We start from the raw sequence: 24,207 nt of genomic DNA on the forward strand, positions 1-24,207 counted from the left end.
CGGCGTCCCTCCGTTCCCTGAGGAGCGAGCTTGCGACGTCACCCCGTTCCCTGAGGAGCGAGCTTGCGAGCGTCACGAAGGGTTACTTGATGATGGCGTCGACCGTCTTCTTCAGCGCCGACGGTTGCGACGGGCGTCGGGGAGCCTTCTCCCGGCGGCGCAGCATCTCCTCACCGATCTCCCGCAGTTCCTTGCGGCTCAGCGCCTCTCGGACCTTCGGGAACCACTCGTCCTCTTCCTCCTCGATGTGGTGCTCCACGTTCTCGATCAGGACGGTGGTCTTGGCGTCGAACCGCTCGTTGTCCGGCGAGAGAGCGGCCAACTCGACGACCAGTACGTCGGCGACGTGGTGCTCCTCGTAGGACTCGAGGATGTCGTCCTCGAGATCGGGGACCCGCTTGCGGATCTCGGGGTACATCACCTCGTTCTCGATGTAGGTGTGCACGGTGAGGGCCTCGATGATCTTGTCGACGATCTTGCCCTTGGTCTTCACGGCGTTGTCGCCCTGCGACCTGAAGTCGCGGAACAGTTTGCGGATCTCCTTGTGGTCGTCCCGGAGGATGACGATGGCGTCTGAGGACATGGACGTACTCCTGAGATAGAGGGCTGCTCGATCTGCTACCCCTCATACCGCGTTCCGCCGCAGGTCAAACATCGAGTCGGCGGCATCGGGGCGCCGGCCACACCACTAGCCCCAGCCGTTGGCGTGCAGCCACTCGTCGTCGATGCCGAAGTGGTGTGCGATCTCGTGGACGACGGTGACCGCCACCTCGTGGACGACCTCCTCCCGCGAGTGGCACATCGCGAGGATGGGGTCGCGGTAGACGGTGATGGTGTCGGGCAGGAATCCGCCGTAGTCGGTGGTCCGCATCGTCAGTGCCACACCGTGATACAGCCCGAGGATGCCGGGTTCTTCCGGGTTGTGCGGTTCGACGAGGATCACGACGTTGTTCATCGCGTCGGTCAGTTCGCCGGGGATGGTGTCCAGCGCGTCGGAGACCAGCCCGTCGAACTCGTCGTCGGACATGTACACGGCCATCGGGTCAGCCCGCCGGGGCCGGTGCTTCGGCGGGGTTGGGCGCGATGCCCGGCGGGAGCGGCACCGGCGTCGGCAGGGCCCGGCCCGGGGGCGCCTCCGGGGGTGCGACCGGCGCGCGCCCGTTGATCAGCAGCGCGCCGCCCTTGGCGTCGCCCACCAGGGTCGCGAAGCCGCCGCGCTTGTCGGGTAGCCCGAGGTAGCACACCACCTTGCGGCTGCCGACGAGCCAACTCGGCTCGCTGAGCACCGACCACTGGACGTTGAGCGTGGTCGCGTCGAGCTGCTTGCGCCCGCCCACGAACCGTTCGGCCTGGACTGGGCAGATCGAGCCGAGGTAGCTGTTCTGGGCGCCGGTCGGCGGCCACGGCTTGTTCGACATCCGGTCGCCGAAGCGGACCGACAGATCGACGATCCCGGTCGTCTGGAAGGCATGCGGCTCAGCACAACTCACCGCGAAACCGGTCGGGGCGCGCGTTTCGGGATCGATGCCGACGCAGGTGCCCTCGGGCCAGACGTACGACTGGTTCTGGTCGGCGACCCGGCCGGAGAACTGGACCGGGGCTCCGTCGGCGCCGTTCTCCTGGACCCCGCACCGCAGCTGACGCGCGCCCTTGTCCCACTGCACCTGGGAGGGGTACATCATCCCGACAGCGAAGCGTCCCTGCGGGTCGAGGCGCCCGGCGAGATACTGGTCCACCATCACCGGGCACTGTTCGTCGCGGATCGTCGCGAACCGCTCGGCGCCGGGCCAGAGAGCGTCTTCGCCGAACTCCGCGCCGGGGATCAATGCGGTGTCGATGGCTCCCGCGACCTCGAAGCGGTGTTTCTGCTCGCACGGCACATCGACCGGCTGGCCGGGGTTGCCGGCCGGCCAGTCCAGACAGTCGCCTGCGACCGACTTCGTGAAGGCGTTCTCGACCAACCGCTCACCCTCGCCGATGTTGCTGCCGCCGACGCTGCCGCTGTCGTCGAAGACCCCCGCAGCGAAGGCGATCCCGCCTGCCACGAGTGCGCCGACGACGATCGCGCCCAGGACCACGAAGACCGGGTTGCGGGCGAAAGCGCCTGGTCGGCGGGGTCCGCCGGCCGGTGCGTCGGCGTCGGCGGGGTGGCTGCGGTCGGGGTCGGGCGCGTTCATCGGGATCCATCATGCCTAACGGACCGGACGGGGCACACCCTCGTGCGCCGATGGCCGGACCGGGCCGATGCACCGCATGACCGCGCCGGTCGGGTTCGGAGACCCGGTTCCTCACTCCCCGTCGGGTGCCAGGTGCCGGGCGGTGAGTCCGGTGAGCTCGCTTCGAAAGCCCTCGTACCCCTCGCGGAGCCGATCCCCGGGCCAGGCGTCGGGGAGGAGTTCCGCGGGCAGAAGCGGGTCGCGGAGGATGTGCCGCACGATGGCGGCGGCGACCTCGAATCGATCGGCGACCGTCGCCGCGGCGGCGAGTGCGTCGAGCAATTCGTCCGCGGTCGCGGCCCAGGTCGACGGCGTGAACAGTCGTGCGGCCAGCTCGGTCGACGCCTCCTCGGGAGCCGCCCGGAAGAGGCTCAGACGGCGGCGCAGTTCGGGTGGGAGCTCGATGTCGAGGTTGGCCGGGCGGGCCCAGACGCCCTCCCGGATCTCGCCGAGCCGGGCCTTCCGCAGCGTGTCGCGCAGCAGGGCTCGTTCGGTCGAGCTCTCCGAACCGATCGTCACGATCGCGAGATCCCAGCTGCCGTCCCAGTCCCGTCGTGCGGGATGCAGGGCCCGGTCCTGGCGCAGCTGTCGTTCGACCAGGCGGGGCGAGAGTCGGCATCTGCCGTCGATGCGTTCCAGGTCTCCCGCCGCGACCAGTCGCGTCAGCGCCACCCGGACGGTCGATTCGCGGAGCCCGAGCTCGGTGGCCGTGGCCAGGAGCCCGTTGATCGACGCATCGGGGGAGTCGAGGCCGAGGAGGGCGCTGAGGATGACCGATCGCGCCGTGAGCTTGGGAATGTCCACGCGTCCGGGCACGGCGTCGATGCTATCGGGCGGGATCGGCTCGGCGGCGACGACGGGTATTACAAAACTCTGGCGCACAGCAGAATGATGTAATACCGTGGATCACGACCTCCACCAGGAAGCGGGTTCCGCCATGTCCACCCACGTCGTCACCAATCAGGTCCCCGAACTCGTCGACTTCGACGCCGCGGACAATCCGGCCATCTCCGAGGCGGTTCACCGCGCGGGCGCCGACCACATGCTCGAGGACCTGCACCGGATCGGCCGTCTCGCCGGTGGTGCCGAAGCGCTCGGATGGGGAGACCTCGCCGAGTCCCACCCGCCGGAACTGCGGACGCACGACCGCTACGGCAACCGGGTGGACGAGGTCACCTACGACCCCGCATATCACCACCTCATGCGGACGGGCATCGGTTTCGGTCTCGGCGGTACCGCATGGTCGGACCCGAGTCCGACGGCGCACTTCGAGCGTGCGGTGAAGTCGAGCGTGTGGGGTTCGGTGGACGCCGGGCACAGCTGCCCGTTGTCGATGACCTACGGGGTGGTGCCGGCACTGCGGGCCAACCCCGAACTCGCGGCGCTGTACGAGCCGCTGCTCGTCTCGACGACCTACGATCCCGGTCTCCGGGCGCCGCTGTCGAAAGCGGGGCTGACCGCCGGAATGTCGATGACCGAGAAGCAGGGCGGCTCCGACGTTCGCGCGAACACCACGACAGCCGTCGTCCAACCGGACGGGACGTACCGCATCACCGGCCACAAATGGTTCACCTCCGCACCCATGTGCGATGTGTTCCTGGTGCTGGCGCAGGCGCCGGGAGGTCTGTCGTGCTTCTTCGTGCCGCGGGTGCTGCCCGACGGATCCCGCAACACCTTTATGCTGCAGCGGCTGAAGGCCAAGCTGGGCAACCACTCCAACGCGAGCAGCGAAGTCGAGTACGACGACACGGTCGGGTGGCTCGTCGGTGACGAGGGCCGCGGGGTGGCGACGATCATCGAGATGGTGAACATGACCCGCCTGGACTGCACCCTCGGCTCGGCGACCGGCATGCGGGTCGGCGTCGCCCAGGCCGCCCATCACGCCACCCACCGCCGGGCCTTCGGCGCCGCGCTCGTCGACCAACCGCTGATGCGCAACGTGCTCGCCGATCTCGCGGTCGAGTCGGAAGGAGCCACGATGACAGCACTGTGGCTCGCGGAACTGACCGACAAGGCGACCGCAGGCGACACTCGGGCGGATGCGCTGCGGCGGATCTCGCTGGCGGTCAGCAAGTACTACGTGTGCAAACGCGCCCCGATCCATGCCGCCGAAGCGCTGGAGTGCCTGGGCGGCAACGGATATGTGGAGGAGTCACGGATGCCGCGGCTCTTCCGGGAGTCGCCGCTCATGTCGATCTGGGAGGGGTCGGGGAATGTGGCCGCGCTCGATGTGTTGCGGGCGATGGCCAAACAGCCCGACACGGTGACCGTGTTCCTCGACGAGATCGACAGTGCAGCAGGGGCGGACCGGCACCTCGACGCCGCGGCCGACGAACTCCGACGGGAGCTGGGCGACCTCGACGCGATGCAATACCGGGCCCGGCGGGTCGTCGGCCGCATGGCCCAGCTCCTCCAGGCCTCCCTGCTGGTGCGGTACGGCCATCCGGCGGTCGCCGACGCGTTCGCCGCGAGCCGGCTCGGCAACGACCGGGGGGACGTGTTCGGCACCCTGCCGTCGGGGATCGACACGGCATCGATCATCGAACGGGTGACGCCGAAGACCGTGCAGGACAACGTCCGTGGATGAGTCGTCCGGCTCGCCGCCGGCCGCGTGGCGCAACGACCTGCGCGGCGGTCCGGACTCGTTGTTCACCGGCCGCGCCGGACGTGAGCCGGATGTCGACTACCGCACGCTCACCTACGAGGTCACCGGCCGGATCGCCCGTATCACCTTCAACCGGCCGGATCAGGGCAACGCGATCACCGTCGACACCCCCGTCGAACTGTCGCACGCGGTGGAGCGCGCCGACCTCGACCCCGGTGTCCACGTGATCGTCGTATCCGGGCGGGGCAAGGGTTTCTGCGGCGGATACGACCTGTCGATCTTCGCCGAGCACGGCGGCGACCCGTCCGAGGCCGTCGATCCCCGGACCGGCACCGTCCTCGATCCCGTTGTGCAGGCACGTAATCACGACCCGGGCCGCACCTGGGATCCCATGATCGACTACGCGATGATGAGCAGGTTCAACCGCGGTTTCGCCAGCCTGCTCCACGCGAACAAGCCGACGGTCGCCAAGCTGCACGGGTTCGCCGTCGCCGGCGGCACGGACATCGCCCTCTACGCCGACCAGATCATCTGCGCCGACGACACCAAGATCGGCTATCCGCCGACCCGGGTGTGGGGCATCCCCGCCGCGGGGATGTGGGCTCATCGGCTCGGCGATCAGCGCGCCAAGCGACTGCTGTTCACCGGCGATTGCCTGTCGGGCGCACAGGCGCACGAGTGGGGGCTGGCCGTCGAGGCGCCCTCGGCCGACGAGCTCGACGACCGGACGGAGGCATTGCTCGAGCGGATCGCCCGCATGCCGATCAATCAACTCGTGATGGCCAAACTGGCGCTCAACAGTGCGCTCCTGGCCCAGGGCGTCGCGAATTCGGGGATGATCAGCACGGTCTTCGACGGCATCTCCCGCCACACCCGCGAGGGCTACGCCTTCCAGCAGCGGGCCGCAACCGTCGGGTTCCGGGACGCCGTCCGCGAACGCGATGAGATCAACGGCGACTGGAAGCGTGCTCAATTCCTCGCGCCGACAGAGTGATCGACGCCGCACTGGCGTGAGCGAACTGCGCCCCCGCCCTGCTCCCTGAGCTGAGGAGCGTCCGGAGCTTGCGGAGGGCGCGGCCCCCACTGCTCCCTGAGCCGAGGAGCGTCCGGAGCTTGCGGAGGGCGCGGCCCCGCCGCCCCCTGAGGAGCGTCCGGAGCTTGCGGAGGGCGCGTCACGAAGGGTCCGGCGTCCGAGGCGGTGCCCCCCGGTGCACCCGTCCGGCATCTGTGACTGGTGGGGTTTCTGTTCACCACAGTCCACCACGGTTCACCACTGGGGAGCGATTGACGGCGACTGCTGCGCAACAGGATTCGCGACAATGAGGGCTGTGGAGAAATCTCGTCGTCGAACGTGATTGCGAGTAGCTTGGTGTCATGCCCTCGATCACCGGACTCCGTTACACCCTCACCGTCCTGCAACCGCCACCCGACGACGGCAATGGCTGTGCTCTGCACGAGCGGCTCGACGAACTACGGATGTTGCGCAACGTGCTCGATCATCAGATCGCCGTGCACGTAGCGCTTTTTGACGCAATAGGTGCCGCTGGGCGGGCGGGGTCGACCACACGGAACGCGTTGATCGAAATGGGCATGCCGCCCGCTGCCGCGCACCGCTATGTGCGCATCGCCGGCGGGCTGGAGTCGGTGCCGAAGGTCGGAGACTGTGCCGCCGAGGGCTATCTATCCGCCGAGTGCGTCGACGCAGTGATCCGCGGGCTAGCGCTCATCGACAAGCGTTCTGCCACAACGCTGTCCGACGACGATCGCAGCGGATATGAGAGCGAGTTGCTTGCGCAGGCGTTCTCCGGAGCCACCCCCGTTCAGATCGACGACCACGCCCGTGGGATCGCCATCCGGGTCGCCCCCACCGACCCCAGCACCGTGCCGGCGGCCGATGACGCATCGCTGAACACCGTGCACACCCACATCACCGAAGACGGGCGGGTCGCGATCGCCGGAGATGTGACCGCGGTGATCGGAGAGAAGTTCGTGTCCATGATCGACGAACGATCCTGCCCGCGTCCCGAACCCGACGGCGCTGCCGATCGTCGAGGTGCGGCCGAGCGACGCGCCGATGCGCTGGAGTTGCTGTTGGATCAAGCCGCGATCGGCGCGGCGATGACCACCGCCGGCGCACCCCGCACCCAACTGATGGTGACCATCCCCGCCGACTGCGCTGATCCGGCGCGCCTGCCGTGGATGGGGGCGGTCTCAGAGTCGACGACACGACGACTGTCGTGTGATGGTGGGGTGGCCGAGATCGTCCTCGACGACGAAGGGGTGCCGTTGCGGATGGGCACCACGAAGCGACTGTTCCCGCATCACCTGCGGCAGGCGATCATCGTGCGCGATCGGTGTTGTGTGAAATGCGGGGCGCCAGCCGCGCATACGCAAGTTCACCATCTGGTTCATTGGGTCGATGGTGGTCCGACCGATCTGGACAACGGGTGCCTGTTGTGCCAACGCTGTCACACCCAGGTTCATCATCACGGCTGGCAGGTGGTGATGGGTCCCGACCGGCATCCGTGGTTGATCCCGCCCGCCGACATCGACCCGAAACGCCTACCCCGGCCGGCCTACAACCGACGCACCATGCGACTCGACGACGCCCTCGTCTAGACAGTCCACGCGAACACTCCACAGACCAGACCCTCCGGCATCGACTCCGGTGCCGCATGACCTTTGACAACTCCACAGTGTGAAACGGAATCACCGGGATCTCGTAGCGAGGACACGGCCTAGCGCGCCTTTGCGCTACGAGATCCCGGAGAGGATCAGGGTGCGTCGGGCACGAGGTCCGTGTCACCGGGGGCGGAGAAGGTGAGTACCGCCTCCGTGATTCGCGGGTCGCGCTCCAGCTCGTTCTCGAGTTGCCGGAGAGCGACGGCCACCGACGACTCGGCGTCGTCACCCGTGAAATCGACGGCGGCGACGAGGAACAGCTGAACGGGCCCGGTGTACTCGACGTGCAGATAGGTGACGCGCTCGATGTTGCTGTGTGCGAGCAGGTCTCGGAGGACGCGCTGCTGGACGGCGTCGTCGACGGCCTGTCCGAGCAGGAATCGCCTGTTCTGGTTGATCAGGACGATGGCGACGACTCCGAGGAGCACGCCCACCAGGATCGACCCGATCGCGTCGTAGGTGGCCGACCCGGTGATCTGGTGCAGGAGCACTCCGACGAAGGCGATGGCCAGACCGATGAGCGCGGCCGCGTCCTCGGCGAAGACGGCACGCAGAGTCGGGTCGGAGGTGCGGAAGACCTGTCGCAGCAGACCGATCCGACGCTTGACCGCGCCGCGCTTCGCCTGTTGATACGACCGCACGAACGAGATGCCCTCGAGTACCGCGGCGATCGCCAGGACCGCATAGGCGATGCCGTAATCCGTCGCCGGCTCCGGTGACAGCAGTTCGGTGATGCCGTGCTGCACCGACACCGCGGCTCCGACCGCGAACAACCCGAACGCCGCGAACATCGACCAGATGTACGCCTCGCGTCCGTAGCCCTGTGGGTGACGGGCATCCCGGGGCCGATGCGCGCGTCGTTCCGCGATCAGCAGCAGGATCTCGTTCCCGGTGTCGGCCCACGAGTGGGCCGCTTCGGCGACGAGCGACGCGGAGCCGGTGACCATCGCGGCGCCGGTCTTGGCGACGGCGATCAAGAGGTTCGACACGAACGCGATGACGACCGTCAGGAAACTCTCGCCGGGTCCGCCGGATTCGTGCTGCGCGTCGGGAGGAGTCACTGCGCCGAGTCTCCCACACGATGCGGTGCCCGCGGCCTCACCCAGATCGAGGGAGTGTCGGCCGCGCCTACACTCGCGGGAGTGGCAACCCATTCCGACGATGCATCCGAGGCCGGGCCCGGCATCGACGCCCCGGGCCCCGAGGTCGTCGAACTGGCCACCCGACTCTTCGACATGGCGCGTTCCGGTGCTACCGACACACTCGCTGGTTACCTCGACGCCGGCGTCCCGGCCGATCTGCGCAACCAGTCCGGTGACTCGCTCCTCATGCTCGCGGCCTACCACGGCCACGCGTCGACGGTGTCGGCCCTCCTCGACCGCGGCGCCGACGCCGACCTCGCCAACGACAAGGGGCAGACGCCGTTGGCAGGCGCGGTGTTCAAGGGTTTCGACGACGTGGTGCGGGCGCTCGTCGACGCCGGGGCGGACCCGCACGTGGGGACTCCGGCCGCCGATGCCGCGGCAGCGATGTTCGGCCGTGAGGACCTGCGGCGTCTGTGGAGCTGAGACCTCCCCGGGGACTGCGACGGCGTGATCGGGTTCGCATCGTGCTCTCAAGTAGGGTTTGAAGTCGTGATCGACCTGAAGACTGTTCGCGACAACCCCGACCTCGTCCGCACCTCACAGCGCTCCCGCGGTGAGGACCCGGGCCTGGTGGACGCGCTGCTCGCCGCCGACGCCGAGCGCCGGGCGGCCATCGTCGAGGCGGACGCGTTGCGCTCCGAACAGAAAGCTCTCGGCAAGCAGGTCGGTAAGGCACAGGGCGACGACAAGCAGGCGCTGCTGGCCAAGGGCAAAGAGCTCGCCGAGCAGGTCAAGGCCGCGGTGGCGCGCCAGTCCGAGGCCGATGCGGCCGCGGCGAAGGCCCATCGGGCCATCTCCAACATCGTCGCCGATGGGGCGCCCGCCGGCGGTGAGGACGACTACGTGGTCCTCGAGCACGTCGGCGAGCCCCGCGCCATCGAGAACCCGAAGGATCACCTCGAACTCGGTGAGTCGCTCGGACTGCTCGACATGGAGCGCGGCGCCAAGGTGTCGGGCTCGAGGTTCTACTTCCTCACCGGCCAGGGTGCGCAGCTCCAGCTCGCACTGCTGAACATGGCCGCGGCGAAGGCCACCGCGAACGGGTTCACCTTGATGATCCCGCCGGTGCTGGTCCGGCCGGAGGTCATGGAGGGAACCGGGTTCCTCGGCGCCCATGCCGACGAGGTCTACCACCTCGACAAGGACGACGACCTGTACCTGGTCGGCACGTCGGAGGTGCCGCTCGCGGGGTACCACATGGACGAGATCCTCGACCTGTCCGACGGTCCGAAGCGCTACGCCGGCTGGTCGACCTGTTTCCGACGCGAGGCCGGCAGCTACGGCAAGGACACCCGCGGCATCATCCGCGTCCACCAGTTCGACAAGGTCGAGGGCTTCGTCTACTGCCGGCCCGAGGACGCCGAGGCCGAACACCAGCGCCTGCTGGGCTGGGAGAAGGACATGCTCGCCGCCATCGACGTGCCGTACCGCGTGATCGATGTCGCCGGCGGCGACCTCGGCTCGTCGGCCTCGCGGAAGTACGACTGCGAGGCCTGGGTGCCGACGCAGGGCACCTACCGCGAGCTGACCTCGACGTCGAACTGCACCACGTTCCAGGCACGACGCCTCTCGATCCGCTACCGCGACGAGAACGGCAAACCGCAGACCGCCGCGACGCTCAACGGAACGCTGGCGACCACCCGCTGGCTGGTCGCGATCCTCGAGAACCACCAGCAACCCGACGGTTCGGTCCGGCTGCCCGCCGAACTCGCCAAGTTCGTGGGCACCGACGTGCTCACCCCGCGTTGAGCTGAGCTCCTGTCATGACCGCCGGCATCGTGATCGCGGTGATCGGGTCGCTGGCGTTCGCCGCCGCAGCGGTGCTGCAGGCGCTGGGCGCCGAGCAGGTCGCTCAGCGAGCGGCGATCCGTGAGGAGCGCCGTCGGTCCGCCGCCGCGCATCCGTCGTTGCGCTCCACCGCGGCCACCATGCTCACGGTGCCGTTCCTCGTCGGATTCGTCTTCGACATCATCGGTTTCGTCGCGACCATCGCGTCGGCACGGCTGATCCCGCTCTTCTTGTCGCAGACGATCATCTCCGCACGGCTCGTGGCCACCGCGCTGCTGGCGATGGTGGTCCTGAAAGTCGGCCTGACGCTGCGGGATTGGATCTCCGGGGCGGTGATCGTGCTGTCGTTGGTGCTGCTCGCGCTCTCGGCGGGTCGCGAAGGCGTGGAGCACGATGCGTGGATGCACTGGGCGGTACTCGTTGCCGGACCGTCGCTGATAGCGCTGGGCGTCATCGTGATGCGCCGCTTGCGTAAGCACATCGCGGCGGTGACCGGTCTCATCGCCGGGGCCGTCTTCGGTGTGATGGCGGTGGCCTCTCGCATCCTGGACGGTCTCGACCCACTCGATCTGTCGGTGTTGTTCACCGACCCCGCGCTGTATGCGTTGCTGCTCAGCGGGATCGGCGGTTTCTACCTGTTCACCGTGGCGCTGCAGACCGGCTCGGTCAACGGCGCGGCCGCCGCGCTGGTCGTCGGTCAGACGGTCCTGCCCGGGGCGGTCGGCATCGCGTTCCTCGGCGACGTCACGCGTGCCGGATGGGGTCCGGTCGCGATCGTGGCCTTCCTCGGCGCAGTTCTCGGCGGCGTCGTACTGGCGTCGTCGGGTGCCGTCACCGCGGTCGAGAAGGCCGATGCGACGAATGCGCCTCGCGGGTACGGCCATCCGCCGCGCGAGGTCGAACGGCGATAGGCCACGAGGCCCACAGCTCGCGTTACGTTCCATCCCGCCTTCCGGGACGAATCGCAACGTGGTCTCATCGGATCTCTCACACGATCGCGGCCAGCAGCCGATCCAGTGCGCGGTGGGCGCGTTCGCGTGCGGTGTCGTCGTCGGGATGCCGGGCGAGCCAGAGGGCGGCCTCGTTCATCGCACCCGACAACAGCATCGTCATCACGTCGACCAACTCGCCGTCGACGCCGACCGCCACGAGGGCCTCGCGCAGATGGGTCGCCGACCCGGCCTCGTCGAGTCGGCGCCACTCGTCCCAGCCGACCACCGCAGGTCCGTCGATCAGCAGGATCCGCACGGCGGCTCCACTGGTGATCGCGTCCACGAACGCGTGCGACCCGGCACTCAACTGACCCGCCGGGTCGGTGCCGGCGGCTTCGGCCGCCGCGACGACCGCATCGGCGACCTGCTGATGGCAGGCCGCGGCGACCGCCGCGAACAAGGCGCCCTTGTTGCGGAAGTGGTGATAGACGGCGCCGCGGGTGACGCCCGCGGCTTCGGCGACGTCGTCGAGGGACACGTCGGAGAATCCACGATCGGCGAACTGACGGGTGGCGGCGGCGAGGACGGCACGGGCCGTTTCGGCTGCGGCCGCGGCGGAGGCTCTCGGCATGGAAGGTTCCTTTACGTACGTTGCGTATGTATAGTCCGTTATACAAACACATCGTACGTAAAGGAGCTCCACCATGAACGTCACCAGTGTCTACCCGGTTCTCATGTCCACGGACGTGGCCGCGGCCTCAAACTTCTACCAGCGGGTTCTCGGCTTCGAGGTCACCTTCTCCGCGGACTGGTACGTCAGCATGCGCACCGGCGTGTTCGAGCTGGGGCTCGTGGATGCGACTCATCCGACGATCCCCGAGGGCCACCGCCGACCCGCCGCCGGACTGCTGGTCAACATCGAGGTCGACGACGTCGACGTGCTCTACCGACGTCTCACGGACGAACACGGACTCCGTCCGGTACTCGAGTTGCGCGACGAGGACTTCGGTCAGCGGCATTTCATCGTCGAAGGTCCCGACGGCGTACTCCTCGACTGCATCCAGCCGATCCCCGCGGCCGACGAGTTCGCCGACGCCTACGTCGCCGACGCGTCGACGAACTGATCGCGATCGTCATCGTCCCGCACGACCGCCCGGCGGTGGCTACTGTTCGACCATGCTGATCGGGATCCTCGCGGCGGTGTTCGCGGCGCTGGCGTACGGCACCGCGTCGGTGTTGCAGGCGCGCGGCGCGCAGAGTGTCGAGGACACCGGCGCGCCGGGGGAGGCGCCGTCGCTGCGGTCGACGATCACCGCGATGCTGACGGTGTCGTTCCTCGCGGGCACGGCGCTCGACGGGATCGGATTCCTGGGCAACATGGTCGCCGCCCGCATGATCCCACTGTTCCTGGCGCAACCGATCGTCAGTGCGAACCTCGTCGTGACCGTCGTGCTCGCCACGCTGTTCCTGCACGCGCGGTTGTCGGTCCGCGACTGGACGGCGATCGCGGTCGTCGTCGTATCGCTGGTCCTGCTGGGCTTCTCGGCCGGCGACGAGGGTCACGAGCACGAATGGTGGCTGCACTGGGCGGTGCTCGTCGTGGGAGCAGCGATCCTGGGACTCGGCGCCGCGATCCTGCCGCGGATGCAGAGTCGTGTCGCGGTACTGGCGGGCCTCTCCGCCGGCGTGCTGTTCGGGGTCCTCGCGGTCGCGGTGCGCATCCTCGACGGCCTCGACCCCTTCGATCTCGGTGAACTGCTCACCGACCCGGCGCTCTACGCGATCATCCTGTGTGGCCCGGGTGGCTTCTACATGTTCACCGTCGCCCTGCAGAAGGGGTCGGTCAGCGCGGCGTCGGCCGCTCTGGTCGTCGGCGAGACGGTCGTCCCCGGTGTCATCGGCATCCTGGTGCTCGGCGACACCACGCGTGCCGGTTGGGGCGCCGTCGCCGTGATCGCCTTCGTCGCTGCCGTGGCCGGCGCGGTGGTGGTGGCGATGTCGCCGGTGGTCGAGGCGGTCGAGCGGGCCGGCGAGAACCCGGTGCCGGACGACACCTCCGGGGGCGCCTCGGGCCAGTCAGACCCGAAGGCGGAACGAAAGACGCCGTAGACGCCGCATATCGGGCATGATGACGATCCATGCGGCCTCTCTCCCGCGGCCTCGGAACGCTGACCGCGATCCTCGGGCTGACGACGACCCTGTCCCTCCTCGCGCCCACGGTGTCGGCGGCGCCCGTTCCGGTACCCGCGGCAGCGCCGGCGCAGTTGCCGTCGCAGGACCCGTTCTACGATCCGCCCGCGGGCTACGAATCGCGGTCACCGGGCGCAGCGCTGCGGACGCGTCAGGTCGAGTTGGGTTGGCGCGGAACCAGTATCCCGATCTCGGCCACCCAGATCCTCTACCGGACGACGAACCAGTTCGGCAGGCCGACGGCGACGGTCACCACGGTCATCTCGCCGCCGGGCGCTGCCGCCGGGGCGCCGCGCCGCGTCGTCTCCTACCACTCGTTCTACGACGCCCTCGGCTCGCAGTGCGACCCGTCGTACACGCTGCGCGGCGGTAATGCCGCGGAGGCGCCGATCGACATCACGCTCATCTCCGGGCTCCTCGCCGCCGGTTACACCGTCGCCGCCCCCGACTACGAGGGCCGCGGGCTGCGCTGGACGATGGCGCGCGAATCGGGGTACTCCGCGCTCGACAGCGTGCGTGCCGCACTCGGTCACCTGCGGGCGCCGGCCCGGACACCGATCGGACTGTTCGGCTACTCCGGCGGATCGATCCCCACCGGCTTCGGTGCCGAGCTGGCGCCGCGCTACGCGCCGGAGCTGAACATCGTCGGGGCCGCCGCGGGTGGCGTGCTGGTGAACCCGGCCAACAATCTGGGCTACGTCAACGGCAGTGAGAACTGGGCCGGCGTGATCCCGGCGCTGATGGCGGTGTACGCCGAGACCTACGGCATCGACATGCAGTCCTACCTCTCCCCGAAGGGCAAGCAGGTCCTCGGACAGGTCGCGGGGGAGTGCATCGAGGCGTTCGCCGACAAGTACCCGGGTCTGACCGATCACCAGCTTCTCGTGCCGACGGTCGGCGGCCTGCTGGACGTTCCCGGTGTCCGACAGGCGATCTCGCAGAATGTGATGGGGACGCTCGGCACTCCGCGCAGCCCCATGATGCTCGGGGTCGGCAACGTCGACGGCACCGGTGACGGTGTGATGATCGCGGCCGATGTCGCGCGCCTCGCCGGCTCGTTCTGCAACCGCGGGGTGCCGACGACGTTCACCGAGTACCGCGGCTCGAACCACACCCGGGCGTTCATCCCGTGGAGCGCCGAAGCGCTCGGCTTCCTCAACAGTCGCTTCTCCGGGCAGCCGGCCGGCGGGTGCGGCCGGTGACTGCCGCCGTGGCCGCAGATCCTCTTCGATGCACGGGAAACCCGTGAGCAGGTGGACGACCCGCGCCGAGCGTGACGGGGATGCCGACGCGATCCGCGACGTGGTGCTCGCGGCGTTCCCGACACCCGACGAAGCACGGATCGTCGACGAGCTGCGGGCCGACAGCGACGCCTGGATCGACGGGCTCTCCATCGTCACGACCGACGCCGACAGCACGATCGTCGGGTACGCGTTGTATTCGCGGTGCCGCGTCGACGCAGAGCCGGCGCTCACGCTCGGACCCTGCGCCGTGTTGCCGTCGTGTCAACGGTCCGGGGCGGGCTCCGCGGCCATCGCCGCGGGTCTCGACGTTGCCCGCGCGCACGGCGAGAACTTGGTTGTCGTGCTCGGCCACGCCGAGTACTACCCGAGATTCGGTTTCGTCCCCGCGTCCCGATTCGGAATCCGCGCACCGTTCGACGTCCCGGACGAGGCGATGATGGCGCTGGCTCTCGACGATGCGCGACCGGTGCCGAGCGGGACGATCACCTACCCGGCTGCGTTCGGGGTCTGAGAACGGACTTCGCGCCCCGGGAGACCCGGGGCGCGAAGGGTGGCCGACCTCGTCCTGCCGAGGGGAGGCGGTTCAGTCGGCGTCGGCGGACGGGCTGGCGTTGGTGCCCCCGTCCGAGACCTCGAAGTTCTTCCACTCGCCGTCGTCGTGCACCTGCATGACGGTGCCGAGGCTGTCGTCCGGTGCGGCGACGGTCTTGAACCAGTCGTATGCGCCGGTGGCATCGTCGAACTCTTTCTCTTCGACGACGTTCTCGCTCGAATCGATGACGCGGTACTTGGCCATGATGTTCTCCTCACGGTCGTTGTGTGCGACTCGCGGTCTGACGTCGTGTCCGGCCGTGAGCCCTGTTCCTCATCGTAGAAATCTGTCCGCGCCCGGGACCCCCTTGCCGAGGTCGTCGAGCTCGGATCGTGTCGCGCGCAACGGGTCGGTAACGGGTCGCGAGCGAACGTGCCGGAGGGCTACCCACAATCGCGTCGGAGTAATCGGCCGGCGTCGAATCGCGGTCCACGGACGACGAATGACTCCGGACGCGGTTGGGTACACCCCGACGGTCCGAAGGCGTCGTGACGTCGTGGGGAGGGAATCGTGGCCGATCGCATCGACGACCTCTGGGGCGGGCGCACCCCGTACGCGCCGGGTGAACGATGGCCGGTCCGGGTCGATCAGCATCTGGGCGACGGGATCGGTCATGACGAGGTACAACGATGGGTTCGCTCGGCGTCGGTCCTGCACTCCAACGGCGACGCCCTCGACATCGCGGTGGTCGACGACCGGATCGTCGGCGTCCGCGGCCGGGCCGACGACCGTGTCAACCGTGGTCGCGTCGACGTCAAGGATCTCTACGGATGGCAGGCCAGTTCGTCTCGGGACCGACTGACCCGCCCGCTCGTCCGGCAGCACGGTCGGCTGGTCGAGGCGACGTGGGACGACGCCATGGGACGCATCGTCGAACGGTCCCGGGCTCTACTCGACGAATACGGACCCGCCGCGATCGGCTTCTACACGTCCGGACAGCTCTTCTTGGAGGAGTACTACACGCTCGGGGTCATCGCGCACGGCGCCATCGGCACCGACCACGTGGACGGCAACACCCGGTTGTGCACTGCGACGGCCGCAGAAGCGCTGAAGGCCTCGTTCGCCAGCGACGGTCAGCCCGGCACCTACACCGACCTCGACCATGCCGACACCATCGCGCTGTTCGGGCACAACATCGCCGAGACCCAGAGCGTCACGTGGATGCGCATCCTCGACCGACTCGCGGGTCCCCACCCGCCGGCCATCATCTGCGTCGATCCGCGGACGACGCCGGTGGCCCGGCATGCCACCGTCCATCTGGCACCGCTGCCCGGCACGAACTTCGCGCTGATGAACGGGCTGCTGCACGAAATAATCGCCAACGATTGGGTCGACCACGACTACATCGACTCGCACACAGTCGGTTTCGACGACCTGCGTCGGATGGTCGACGACTATCCACCGGAACGCGTCGCCAAGATTTGCGATGTCCCGGCCGACGATCTCCGTCACGCCGCACGTCTGTTGGGCAGCGCCGAACGACTGGTGTCGACGGTGTTGCAGGGCTTCTACCAATCGCACCAGGCGACCGCCGCGGCGGTTCAGGTCAACAACATCCACCTCATCCGGGGGATGCTCGGGCGGCCCGGTTGCGGTCTGCTGCAGATGAACGGCCAGCCCACCGCCGAGAACACCAGGGAGTGCGGGGCCGACGGCGATCTCGCGGGGTTCCGAAACTGGGAGAACGACGCGCACGTGCGCGAACTGGCCGACCTGTGGAACATCGAGAAAGACCAGCTCCCGCATGAAAACCCGCCCACCCACGCGATGGAGATCTTCCGCCTCGCCGAGAAGGGGACGATACGGATGCTGTGGATCAGTGCCACGAATCCCGCCGTGTCCCTGCCGGAGCTGAGGCGAATCCGGGCGATCCTCGACCGGGACGACGTGTTCGTCGTGGCGCAGGACATGTTCCCGAACGAGACGACCGCACTCGCCGACGTCGTCCTCCCGGCAGCTGGCTGGGGCGAGAAGACGGGCACGTTCACCAACGCCGATCGCACCGTGCACCTGTCGGAGAAGGCCGTCGATCCGCCCGGCGAGGCCAGAGCCGACCTCGACATCTTTCTCGACTACGCCCGTCGGATGGACTTCCGTGACCGGGATGGGAAGCCGTTGCCCCCGTGGACGGATGCCGAATCCGCTTTCGAAGCCTGGCGTGAGTGCAGCGCGGGCCGGCCCTGCGACTACAGCGGGATGACGTATGAGTTGCTGCGGGCCCGCGGTGGCGTGCAGTGGCCGTGCACCGCGGACGCTCCCGAGGGCACCGAGCGTCTCCACGCCGACGGCCGGTTCTACAGCGCGGCGGACTACTGCGAGTCGTACGGCAAGGATCTGCTCACCGGCGAGCCGCTGCAACCCGACGAGTACCGCGACCTCAACCCGGGGGCGCGGGCGCTGATCAAGGCGGCGCCACACCTGCCACCTCCCGAGAGTCCCAGTGCTGAACACCCTTTCGCGCTGATCACGGGACGAACGGTCTACCACTTCCACACGCGCACCAAGACGGGCCGCGCACCCGAACTCGACGGGGTGGCGCCGGAGGTGTGGGTGGAGGTCAACGCACTCGATGCCGCGCGCAGCGGTGTGCACGACGGCGACCTCGTCGAGATCGCCAGCCCGCACTCCGCGATCCGGCTACGAGTCGAGCTTCGACGCGCGGAGTTCATGCCCCTTCGACGTCAGGCAGCGTCCCGTGGGCAGATCCCACTGCCATCCGTGCAGATTGCAGGTCAGCTTCTCGCCCTCGATGACCCCGAACTTGCCGAGATCGGCCTTGAGGTGCGGGCAGCGCCGCTGGATCTCCCAACCGTCCTTGGTGATCGACGCCGAGTCGTCGTGTGCTTCGGCGAACCAGCCGTCGGCGTAAGCGATCCGTTCGTCGGTCAGGCACTTGAAGAAGGTGTAGAGGAACTCGTTGTAACCGCCGATGCGCCAGGTGGTGAACCGCGTCGACAGGAAGATGGTGTTGACCCAGTCGGGCTCGTTGTCGCGCAGGACGGTCCGGACCAGTTCGGTGGCGATCCGGAAACCGTAGCGGTACTTGCCCTCTCCCTCCTTGGGCTCGCGGACGATGCGGTTCGGGAAGTCGATCACGACGGTCTCGGTGGCGTCGTTGGCCGGGCCGCCGCCGGGGGTCATCACCAGTCCGACGGGGTAGCCGATGCCGTCGCAGATCAGATCCGACTGCGCCATGATCGGCTCGAACAGCTCGCGGAGGGCGCCGATCAGCGGCTCGCCCTCGGCCGGTGCCCACGTGGCCTTCTCCGCGGCGATGACCGGTGCGAACTTCTCCTTCATCCGCTCGAGGTAGGCCCGCTTGTTCTCGCCGAAGACATCGGCGGGCGCGTAGGGATGGGTGACCTCGTTCAGCGTCGGTCCCGAGAAGTCGGCGACCGAACCCGACACCATCATCAGGCCGCGGTGCTTCTCGCCGTCGTCGGTGCCGTGGATGCGCATCTGCTCCAGGAAGGTCTCCTGGTCCGGGAAGATCGACGTGGTGTCCGCGGTCTCGCCGGACCCGAAGTCGTTGAGGTAGAACAGGTCCTCGTCGAGGAACATCGGCGGTCCGGCCGACGGCACCACCCACGTCGCCCCGACCTGCTCGATATAGGAACGCGCACGGTCCATTCCGCGCTGACGTTTCTGAGAGGCGAAGTTGGCCTTGGACTTCCGCGGAATGTCGTAGACCATCGGGTACCAGATCGCGCCGGAGTACTGCAGCAGGTGGACGTCGACGTGCCCGAACGCCTCGTCGACGACGTCCAGGTCGATCGGCCGGGCGTCGTTCATGTTGAAGCACACCGTCTCGCCGTCGGAGACGATGAGTCCACTGTCGCCGATCGGGCCGTCGGCGGGCGCCCGCAACGCGATGATCATGACGTCCAACGAACCCTTGTCGTTCGTCACCGTCGTCTTGACCGAGTCGGTGGTTTCCACGAACTTGGCGAATCCGAGCTTCTCGAGTTCGCGGCGCAGGTCCGGCACCGGGTAGTCGGGGAGCAGGACGGTGGCGTCCTTGTTCACGTTCTCGCGCAGGTTCCGCTCGTCGAAGTGGTCGCGGTGCAGGTGCGAGACGTAGAGGTAATCGCAGTCGCCGAGCGTCTTCCAGTCGAGTTCGGAGTTGTCCGGGAAGGGCACCCAGGAGGCGAAGTACGTCGGGTTGACCCAGGGGTCGCAGAGGATCGATCCGGCGGTGGTCTGGATGTGGAAACCGGCATGACCGATGCTGGTGATCTGCACGAAGGGGCCTTTCATGGTGTGCGCGGGGCTGCGCGGCAGGGCACTACAGACGTCCAGGGTATCGAGCCGTGCCGGGCCGGTGCGTGGGCCATGAGTCCCGCGGGGTGCTCACCGTGAGGAGTCTCACGGGTCCTGGCGTGATGAACGGCCGGTCACGGCGACCAGGCCGCCGACGGCGGCGAGGGCTCCGGGGAGAGTGGCTAAGCTCTCTCGCATGGAACCCGTGTACGACACCGTGATCACCGCCGCCCGCCTGTTGTGGCTGGCCGAAGGTCTGAAGTTCAAGGTGTCGGGTGTGGAACACGTACCGGACGACGGCGCCGGCGTCGTCGCGATCAACCACACCGGCTACCTGGACTTCACCTACGCGGGTATCCCGGCCTACCTGCAGGGCCGTCGCAAGGTCCGCTTCATGGCGAAGAAGGAGGTCTTCGACAACAAGATCTCCGGGCCGATCATGCGTTCGCTCAAGCACATTCCCGTCGACCGCGCGCAGGGTGCGGACAGCTACCGCAACGCGGTCGAGTACCTCAAGCGCGGCGAGCTCGTCGGGGTCTACCCCGAGGCGACGATCAGCCGGAGCTTCGAGCTGAAGGCCTTCAAGTCCGGTGCCGCCCGCATGGCGATCGAATCCGGCGCGCCGATCGTCCCCACGGTGATCTGGGGTGCGCAGCGTGTGTGGACCAAGGGGCACCCCAAACAGCTGGGGCGCACCGGGTACAAGATCTCCATCGGCGTCTGCGAGCCCCTCGAGGCCACGGGCAGCGCCGACGCCCTCACGGCCAAGCTGCACGAGGTCATGAGTGCGAAACTCCTCGAACTGCAGGATGCCTACGGCGAGCACCCGAAGGGTGAGTTCTGGGTCCCCGCCCGGCTCGGCGGTTCGGCGCCGACACTCGAGGAGGCCAACCGGATGGACGCCCAGGAGCAGGCGGAACGTGCCGCCAAACGCGAGCCGCGGAAGGACGACCCCGGGGTCGTCTGATCGACTGTCGGCCGGTGAGGCGGCGTTAACCTGGACCCATGAGCGCAGCCAGGCACGGACACCGCGAGCCGGTGTATCGCACCTTGGAGCTCATCGCCAACGGGATCGTCCGGGCGCAGGCTCTCGACCTGCACTTCACCGGCATCGACAACATCCCCGACTCCGGCGGCGCCGTGCTGTGCGTCAACCACACCGGCTACGTCGACTTCCTGCCGCTCGCGCTCGGGGTGCAGCGGGCCGGACGCCGGACCCGTTTCCTCATCAAGTCCGAGGTCATGGACATCGGGATCATGCGGTTCCTGGTCAACCACACCAAGACCGTCCCGGTGGACCGGTCGCGTGGCGCCGAGGCGTATCGAGCCGCGCTCGGTCGGCTGCGGGACGGCCACATCGTCGCGGTCTATCCGGAGGCGACGATCAGCCGCAGCTTCGAGCTCAAGGAGTTCAAGAGCGGTGCGGCCCGGATGGCCGCCGAGACCGGGGTGCCCATCATCCCGGCGATCGTGTGGGGTGCCCACCGCCAGTGGACGAAGGGCGGACTGCGGAACATCGGCCGGAGCCGGCTGCCGGTGCATGTCCGGTTCGGTCTGCCGTTCACCCCAGCTCCGGGTGAGTCCCCCGAGCGTGAGACCCTGAGGCTCCGCGACACCATGAACTCGATGCTCATCGAGGTCCAGGACGCCTACGGTCCGCACCCGCCGGGTGAGTTCTGGGTTCCGTCGCGACTGGGCGGTTCGGCACCGACACCTCAGGAAGCCGCGGTGATCGAAGCCGACGAGGCGCTCCGCAAAGCCGAGGCGCGGGCGAGACGAGCCGCCGAGAGATCACGGTCGAGAGAAAGCAGACGCTGATGACATTCGGTCCACCCACACTCATCGCCAGCGACGTGGACGGAACCCTCATCGACGACGAGAACCGGGTCTCCCCGCGCACGCTGGCCGTGCTCGCCGCCGCCCGTGCCGCCGGTACGGAATTCGTGCTGGCCACCGGTCGCCCCCCGCGCTGGATCGCCGAGATCACCGACCAGTTCGCCGGCACCGACGCGTTCGTCCGGTACGCGGTGTGCGCCAACGGCGCCATCATCTACGACGCCGAGCACGACCACGTGCTCTGGTCGGCAAATCTCGAACCCGACGCCCTGGTCAAACTCGGCGAGATCGCCTACCAGCAGATCCCGGGATGCGGCATCGCGGCCGAGCGGGCGGGCCGTTCCGCACACGACGCCGCGACCGCACCGTTCGTCGCGAGCGCCGGCTACGAACACGCATGGCTCAACCCCGACCACGTCGAGGTCGGTGACGACGAGGTGTTCGGCGATCCGGCCGTGAAACTCCTGGTCCGTAAGCCGGGCATGGCCTCCGACGAGATGGCTCGTCGTCTGGAGCCGATGGTCGGCGACCTCGCCCAGGTGACCTTCTCCACCGACAACGGGCTCATCGAGCTGTCCGTACCGGGCACACACAAGGCGTCTGGACTCGCCCGGCTCGCCGAGCTCACCGGACTCCCCGTCGATGCGGTGATCGCGTTCGGCGACATGCCCAATGACGCCGAGATGCTCACCTGGGCGGGCCACGGGGTCGCGATGGGACACGGTCATCCGACCGCACTCGACGCCGCCGACGAGGTCACCGTGGGCAACAATGACGACGGCGTCGCGAAGGTGCTCGAGCGTTGGTTCGCCGGAACCTGATCCGTCCCCGCGAATCGCCGGACCCGGCTCAGGCCGCCGGCGGCACCGGGGCGGGGGCACCCGGTTCGACCGGCGGCGCGGGGGCACCGGGTGCGGCCGGTGGAGGTGCCGGGGCTGCGGGATCGGCGGGCGGCGTCGGTTCGGGTGCCGGCGGGGCGCCGCCGGCGAGCGCCCGGATCGCGGTGAGCGCCGCGTAGCCGTGGACTCCCGGACAGCTGGTGCTGTTGTAGTCGCGGTGCCCGGAGATGACCGGCAGGTTCGACTGCGTGCCCGCCGCGAACTTGGTGCCCGCGAACCCCTCTGAGGTCAGCGTCGCCGTGCCCGCCGGGTTGAGTCCGGCCTTGCCGAGGCGCCAGCGCAGGAACTTGCCGGTCGCCGACACCATCGCCGCGGTCGGCGGCGCCTCCTCGAGGTTGCCGATCATCGACACCCCGAGGGTCTCCTTGTTGAACCCGCCGGTGTGCGTGCCCTCGACATTGCGGTCGAGTCCGCCGAACGCGCCCTCGAAGATCTGGCCGTACTTGTCGATGAGCACGTTGTACCCGATGTCGCACCAGTTCAGGCTGCGTGCGTGATAGGCGTAGATGCCCCGGACGATCTCCGCGGACTGCTGCGGGGTGTAGTCGTTGCTGCCGGCCGTGTGGTGCACGATCGCACCGCGCATCTGCGGCGAGTACACCGGCTGCGAACACCGGATGGACTCGTCGGCGCCCCAGGCCTGGCGGGCCACGACCTGCGGTCCGCCGGTCAGCGGCGACAGCAACGACGAACCCAGGCCGAGCAGGCTCTCGGGGCTGATGAGCGTCGCCTTCAGCGCATTGAGGGCAACCGTGGCCAACTCCGTCACCACCGTGCTCGCGGTGCCGACGGCCAGCTGGGCGAGATCGCCGCCCTGGGTTTCCGCCGCCGGGATCGCGAGGCCGTCCTTGCTCGCGGCGACCTGCACCTCACGTGCGTCGCCCACCCAGACCGGTTCGGTACCGACCGGGTTCTTCGCGCTGGGCGCCTGTCCGCGGGAGATCTGCTCCAGGACCGTCCACGGTCCCCACTTGCCGTCGGGGTTCTTCGCACGCAGCTTGAGGTCGACGTCCACGGGTCGCTCCCAGGTGAACGCCACCATCTTGATCGGCGCCTCGCGCACGATGTGCGTGACCGCCGCCCCGACCTCGCGGCCGTCGGCCATCGTCGGTGTCGCCGGGGTCGTGCTGCTCGGGTTCGATCGGGTCGGGGTCCCCGGTGCCCGGTCACCTCGAGGCGCCGGCTGTTCCCGCGTCGTCGACGGTGCCGACCGCTCGCTGCTGCTGGGCGCCTCGGTCGTCGGGGTGGCGGCGGGTTCGGTTGTCTCCGAGCTGGTTTCCGGCGGCGACGATTCTGCCGAGGGGGATTCCGGCGGCGACGATTCTGCCGATGACTCCCTCGACGGCGATCCCGATGGGGCAGAGGGATCGGTGCTCGACGATGAGCCGGCTCCCGGGACGAGACCCTTCGGCAGCGGGACCGTCAGATCCGGCAGCGGGAACGCGTCCGGATCGATCGGCGGCAGTTCGACCCCCGCCGCGGCGAGGCCGGACGTCGCCACGTCGACGATGGCGGCGGGCAGTTCCCGTAACGGGACCTGCTCGATCTCGGTGTTGGAGACCGTCTGCTTGTTGTCCACCAACTGTGGTTCGGACTGGCTCGCGATCACCACGAACGGGCTCGCGACGACCGCGGCGGCGATCGCGGCGAGCGCGATCGAAGGTTTCGGTCTGGGGTAACGCACTCAGGTCTCCTCGCAGGTTGGTCGGACCGCGGCGCTGGTGCTCCGGGGGTGTGGTCGGGTCCGCTCAGCCGTCGACATCAGCGCAGCCGACGGCGTCGAAGCCACCAGGACTTCGAAGTCGTCGACTGTGCTCG

22 protein-coding genes and 1 pseudogene are annotated in these 24,207 nt (G+C 68.5%); 14 read left to right on the forward strand and 9 right to left on the reverse strand.

The genetic code is table 11. The features are described from left to right. Positions 1 to 82: 82 nt before the first annotated feature. The 4 genes from LEL84_RS15695 to LEL84_RS15710 form a co-directional block, all read right to left on the reverse strand. Positions 83 to 583, reverse strand: a complete 501-nt coding sequence (locus tag LEL84_RS15695) for a hemerythrin domain-containing protein (RefSeq protein ID WP_058250908.1) — start codon at positions 581 to 583, stop codon at positions 83 to 85. A gap of 105 nt (positions 584 to 688) precedes the next feature. Next, positions 689 to 1,039, reverse strand: coding sequence for a metallopeptidase family protein (locus LEL84_RS15700; RefSeq protein ID WP_226512089.1), 351 nt, complete (start codon positions 1,037 to 1,039; stop codon positions 689 to 691). A gap of 4 nt (positions 1,040 to 1,043) precedes the next feature. Continuing rightward, positions 1,044 to 2,177 (reverse strand): septum formation family protein, encoded by a 1,134-nt coding sequence (locus tag LEL84_RS15705; RefSeq protein ID WP_226512090.1) that lies wholly within the window; start codon positions 2,175 to 2,177, stop codon positions 1,044 to 1,046. A 111-nt stretch (positions 2,178 to 2,288) separates the two neighbouring features. Beyond that, complete coding sequence (locus LEL84_RS15710) at positions 2,289 to 3,032, reverse strand: PaaX family transcriptional regulator C-terminal domain-containing protein (RefSeq protein ID WP_226512091.1); 744 nt, start codon at positions 3,030 to 3,032, stop codon at positions 2,289 to 2,291. A gap of 121 nt (positions 3,033 to 3,153) precedes the next feature. Between LEL84_RS15710 and LEL84_RS15715 the strand changes: the two genes are divergently transcribed. From LEL84_RS15715 to LEL84_RS15725, 3 genes are all read left to right on the forward strand, one after another. Continuing rightward, a complete protein-coding gene (locus LEL84_RS15715) occupies positions 3,154 to 4,803 on the forward strand; it encodes an acyl-CoA dehydrogenase family protein (RefSeq protein ID WP_226514330.1) in 1,650 nt (549 codons plus the stop codon). Further along, the gene (locus LEL84_RS15720) at positions 4,796 to 5,815 is read left to right on the forward strand and encodes a crotonase/enoyl-CoA hydratase family protein (RefSeq protein ID WP_226512092.1); all 1,020 of its coding nucleotides are present in this window, start codon (positions 4,796 to 4,798) and stop codon (positions 5,813 to 5,815) included. Before LEL84_RS15715 ends, LEL84_RS15720 begins: the two co-directional genes overlap by 8 nt. A 380-nt stretch (positions 5,816 to 6,195) precedes the next feature. Next, complete coding sequence (locus LEL84_RS15725) at positions 6,196 to 7,440, forward strand: HNH endonuclease (RefSeq protein ID WP_226512093.1); 1,245 nt, start codon at positions 6,196 to 6,198, stop codon at positions 7,438 to 7,440. Positions 7,441 to 7,595: 155 nt separating this feature from the next. Here LEL84_RS15725 and LEL84_RS15730 read toward each other — a convergent pair whose 3' ends face one another. Continuing rightward, on the reverse strand, positions 7,596 to 8,564 hold the full coding sequence (locus tag LEL84_RS15730) for a cation diffusion facilitator family transporter (RefSeq protein WP_226512094.1): 969 nt from the start codon (positions 8,562 to 8,564) through the stop codon (positions 7,596 to 7,598). A gap of 81 nt (positions 8,565 to 8,645) precedes the next feature. Here LEL84_RS15730 and LEL84_RS15735 point away from each other — a divergent pair, with 81 nt between their 5' ends. The 3 genes from LEL84_RS15735 to LEL84_RS15745 all read left to right on the forward strand — a co-directional run bounded on the left by LEL84_RS15735 (position 8,646) and on the right by LEL84_RS15745 (position 11,347). Next, positions 8,646 to 9,071, forward strand: a complete 426-nt coding sequence (locus LEL84_RS15735; protein ID WP_223259060.1) for an ankyrin repeat domain-containing protein — start codon at positions 8,646 to 8,648, stop codon at positions 9,069 to 9,071. A gap of 66 nt (positions 9,072 to 9,137) precedes the next feature. Continuing rightward, positions 9,138 to 10,397, forward strand: a complete 1,260-nt coding sequence (gene serS, locus LEL84_RS15740) for a serine--tRNA ligase (RefSeq protein ID WP_058250914.1) — start codon at positions 9,138 to 9,140, stop codon at positions 10,395 to 10,397. Between the two features lie 14 nt (positions 10,398 to 10,411). Further along, positions 10,412 to 11,347 (forward strand): EamA/RhaT family transporter, encoded by a 936-nt coding sequence (locus LEL84_RS15745; RefSeq protein WP_226512095.1) that lies wholly within the window; start codon positions 10,412 to 10,414, stop codon positions 11,345 to 11,347. Between the two features lie 76 nt (positions 11,348 to 11,423). Here LEL84_RS15745 and LEL84_RS15750 read toward each other — a convergent pair whose 3' ends face one another. Beyond that, a complete protein-coding gene (locus tag LEL84_RS15750) occupies positions 11,424 to 11,999 on the reverse strand; it encodes a helix-turn-helix domain-containing protein (protein ID WP_058250916.1) in 576 nt (191 codons plus the stop codon). Positions 12,000 to 12,072: 73 nt separating this feature from the next. Between LEL84_RS15750 and LEL84_RS15755 the strand changes: the two genes are divergently transcribed. The 4 genes from LEL84_RS15755 to LEL84_RS15770 are packed head-to-tail and all read left to right on the forward strand — an operon-like array spanning position 12,073 to position 15,313. Next, a complete protein-coding gene (locus LEL84_RS15755; protein ID WP_226512096.1) occupies positions 12,073 to 12,492 on the forward strand; it encodes a VOC family protein in 420 nt (139 codons plus the stop codon). Between the two features lie 52 nt (positions 12,493 to 12,544). Then, positions 12,545 to 13,477 carry a DMT family transporter gene (locus LEL84_RS15760; RefSeq protein ID WP_065631264.1) on the forward strand — a complete coding sequence of 311 codons (933 nt, stop codon included), beginning with the start codon at positions 12,545 to 12,547 and terminating at the stop codon, positions 13,475 to 13,477. Positions 13,478 to 13,506: 29 nt separating this feature from the next. Further along, positions 13,507 to 14,760 carry a lipase family protein gene (locus LEL84_RS15765; protein WP_226512097.1) on the forward strand — a complete coding sequence of 418 codons (1,254 nt, stop codon included), beginning with the start codon at positions 13,507 to 13,509 and terminating at the stop codon, positions 14,758 to 14,760. A 43-nt stretch (positions 14,761 to 14,803) separates the two neighbouring features. Beyond that, positions 14,804 to 15,313 (forward strand): GNAT family N-acetyltransferase, encoded by a 510-nt coding sequence (locus LEL84_RS15770; RefSeq protein ID WP_226512098.1) that lies wholly within the window; start codon positions 14,804 to 14,806, stop codon positions 15,311 to 15,313. A gap of 72 nt (positions 15,314 to 15,385) precedes the next feature. Here LEL84_RS15770 and LEL84_RS15775 read toward each other — a convergent pair whose 3' ends face one another. After that, positions 15,386 to 15,598 (reverse strand): hypothetical protein, encoded by a 213-nt coding sequence (locus LEL84_RS15775; protein WP_058250921.1) that lies wholly within the window; start codon positions 15,596 to 15,598, stop codon positions 15,386 to 15,388. Between the two features lie 303 nt (positions 15,599 to 15,901). Here LEL84_RS15775 and LEL84_RS15780 point away from each other — a divergent pair. Further along, positions 15,902 to 18,028: pseudogene (locus LEL84_RS15780) on the forward strand (molybdopterin oxidoreductase family protein); the annotation flags it as partial. A gap of 3 nt (positions 18,029 to 18,031) precedes the next feature. On the opposite strand, the gene LEL84_RS15785 reads toward LEL84_RS15780, so the two are convergent. After that, positions 18,032 to 19,636, reverse strand: a complete 1,605-nt coding sequence (locus LEL84_RS15785) for a Rieske 2Fe-2S domain-containing protein (protein ID WP_068970555.1) — start codon at positions 19,634 to 19,636, stop codon at positions 18,032 to 18,034. Between the two features lie 214 nt (positions 19,637 to 19,850). On the opposite strand from LEL84_RS15785, the gene LEL84_RS15790 reads away from it, so the two are divergent. Genes LEL84_RS15790 through LEL84_RS15800 form a run of 3 tightly spaced genes read left to right on the forward strand, consistent with a single transcriptional unit; the run spans position 19,851 to position 22,311 of the window. Beyond that, a complete protein-coding gene (locus tag LEL84_RS15790; protein WP_068970553.1) occupies positions 19,851 to 20,621 on the forward strand; it encodes a lysophospholipid acyltransferase family protein in 771 nt (256 codons plus the stop codon). Between the two features lie 38 nt (positions 20,622 to 20,659). Continuing rightward, positions 20,660 to 21,472, forward strand: a complete 813-nt coding sequence (locus LEL84_RS15795) for a lysophospholipid acyltransferase family protein (protein ID WP_068970552.1) — start codon at positions 20,660 to 20,662, stop codon at positions 21,470 to 21,472. Beyond that, positions 21,472 to 22,311: a Cof-type HAD-IIB family hydrolase gene (locus tag LEL84_RS15800; protein WP_065631260.1), complete on the forward strand. Its 840-nt coding sequence runs from the start codon at positions 21,472 to 21,474 to the stop codon at positions 22,309 to 22,311. The genes LEL84_RS15795 and LEL84_RS15800 overlap by 1 nt, the downstream gene beginning before the upstream one ends. 28 nt (positions 22,312 to 22,339) lie before the next feature. Here the strand turns inward: LEL84_RS15800 and LEL84_RS15805 are convergent, their stop codons facing one another. Continuing rightward, complete coding sequence (locus tag LEL84_RS15805) at positions 22,340 to 24,073, reverse strand: peptidoglycan recognition protein (RefSeq protein ID WP_065631259.1); 1,734 nt, start codon at positions 24,071 to 24,073, stop codon at positions 22,340 to 22,342. Positions 24,074 to 24,207 lie beyond the last annotated feature (134 nt).

This window comes from Gordonia sp. WA4-43, assembly GCF_020520305.1.
In the GTDB taxonomy this organism is placed as follows: Bacteria; Actinomycetota; Actinomycetes; order Mycobacteriales; family Mycobacteriaceae; genus Gordonia; species Gordonia hongkongensis.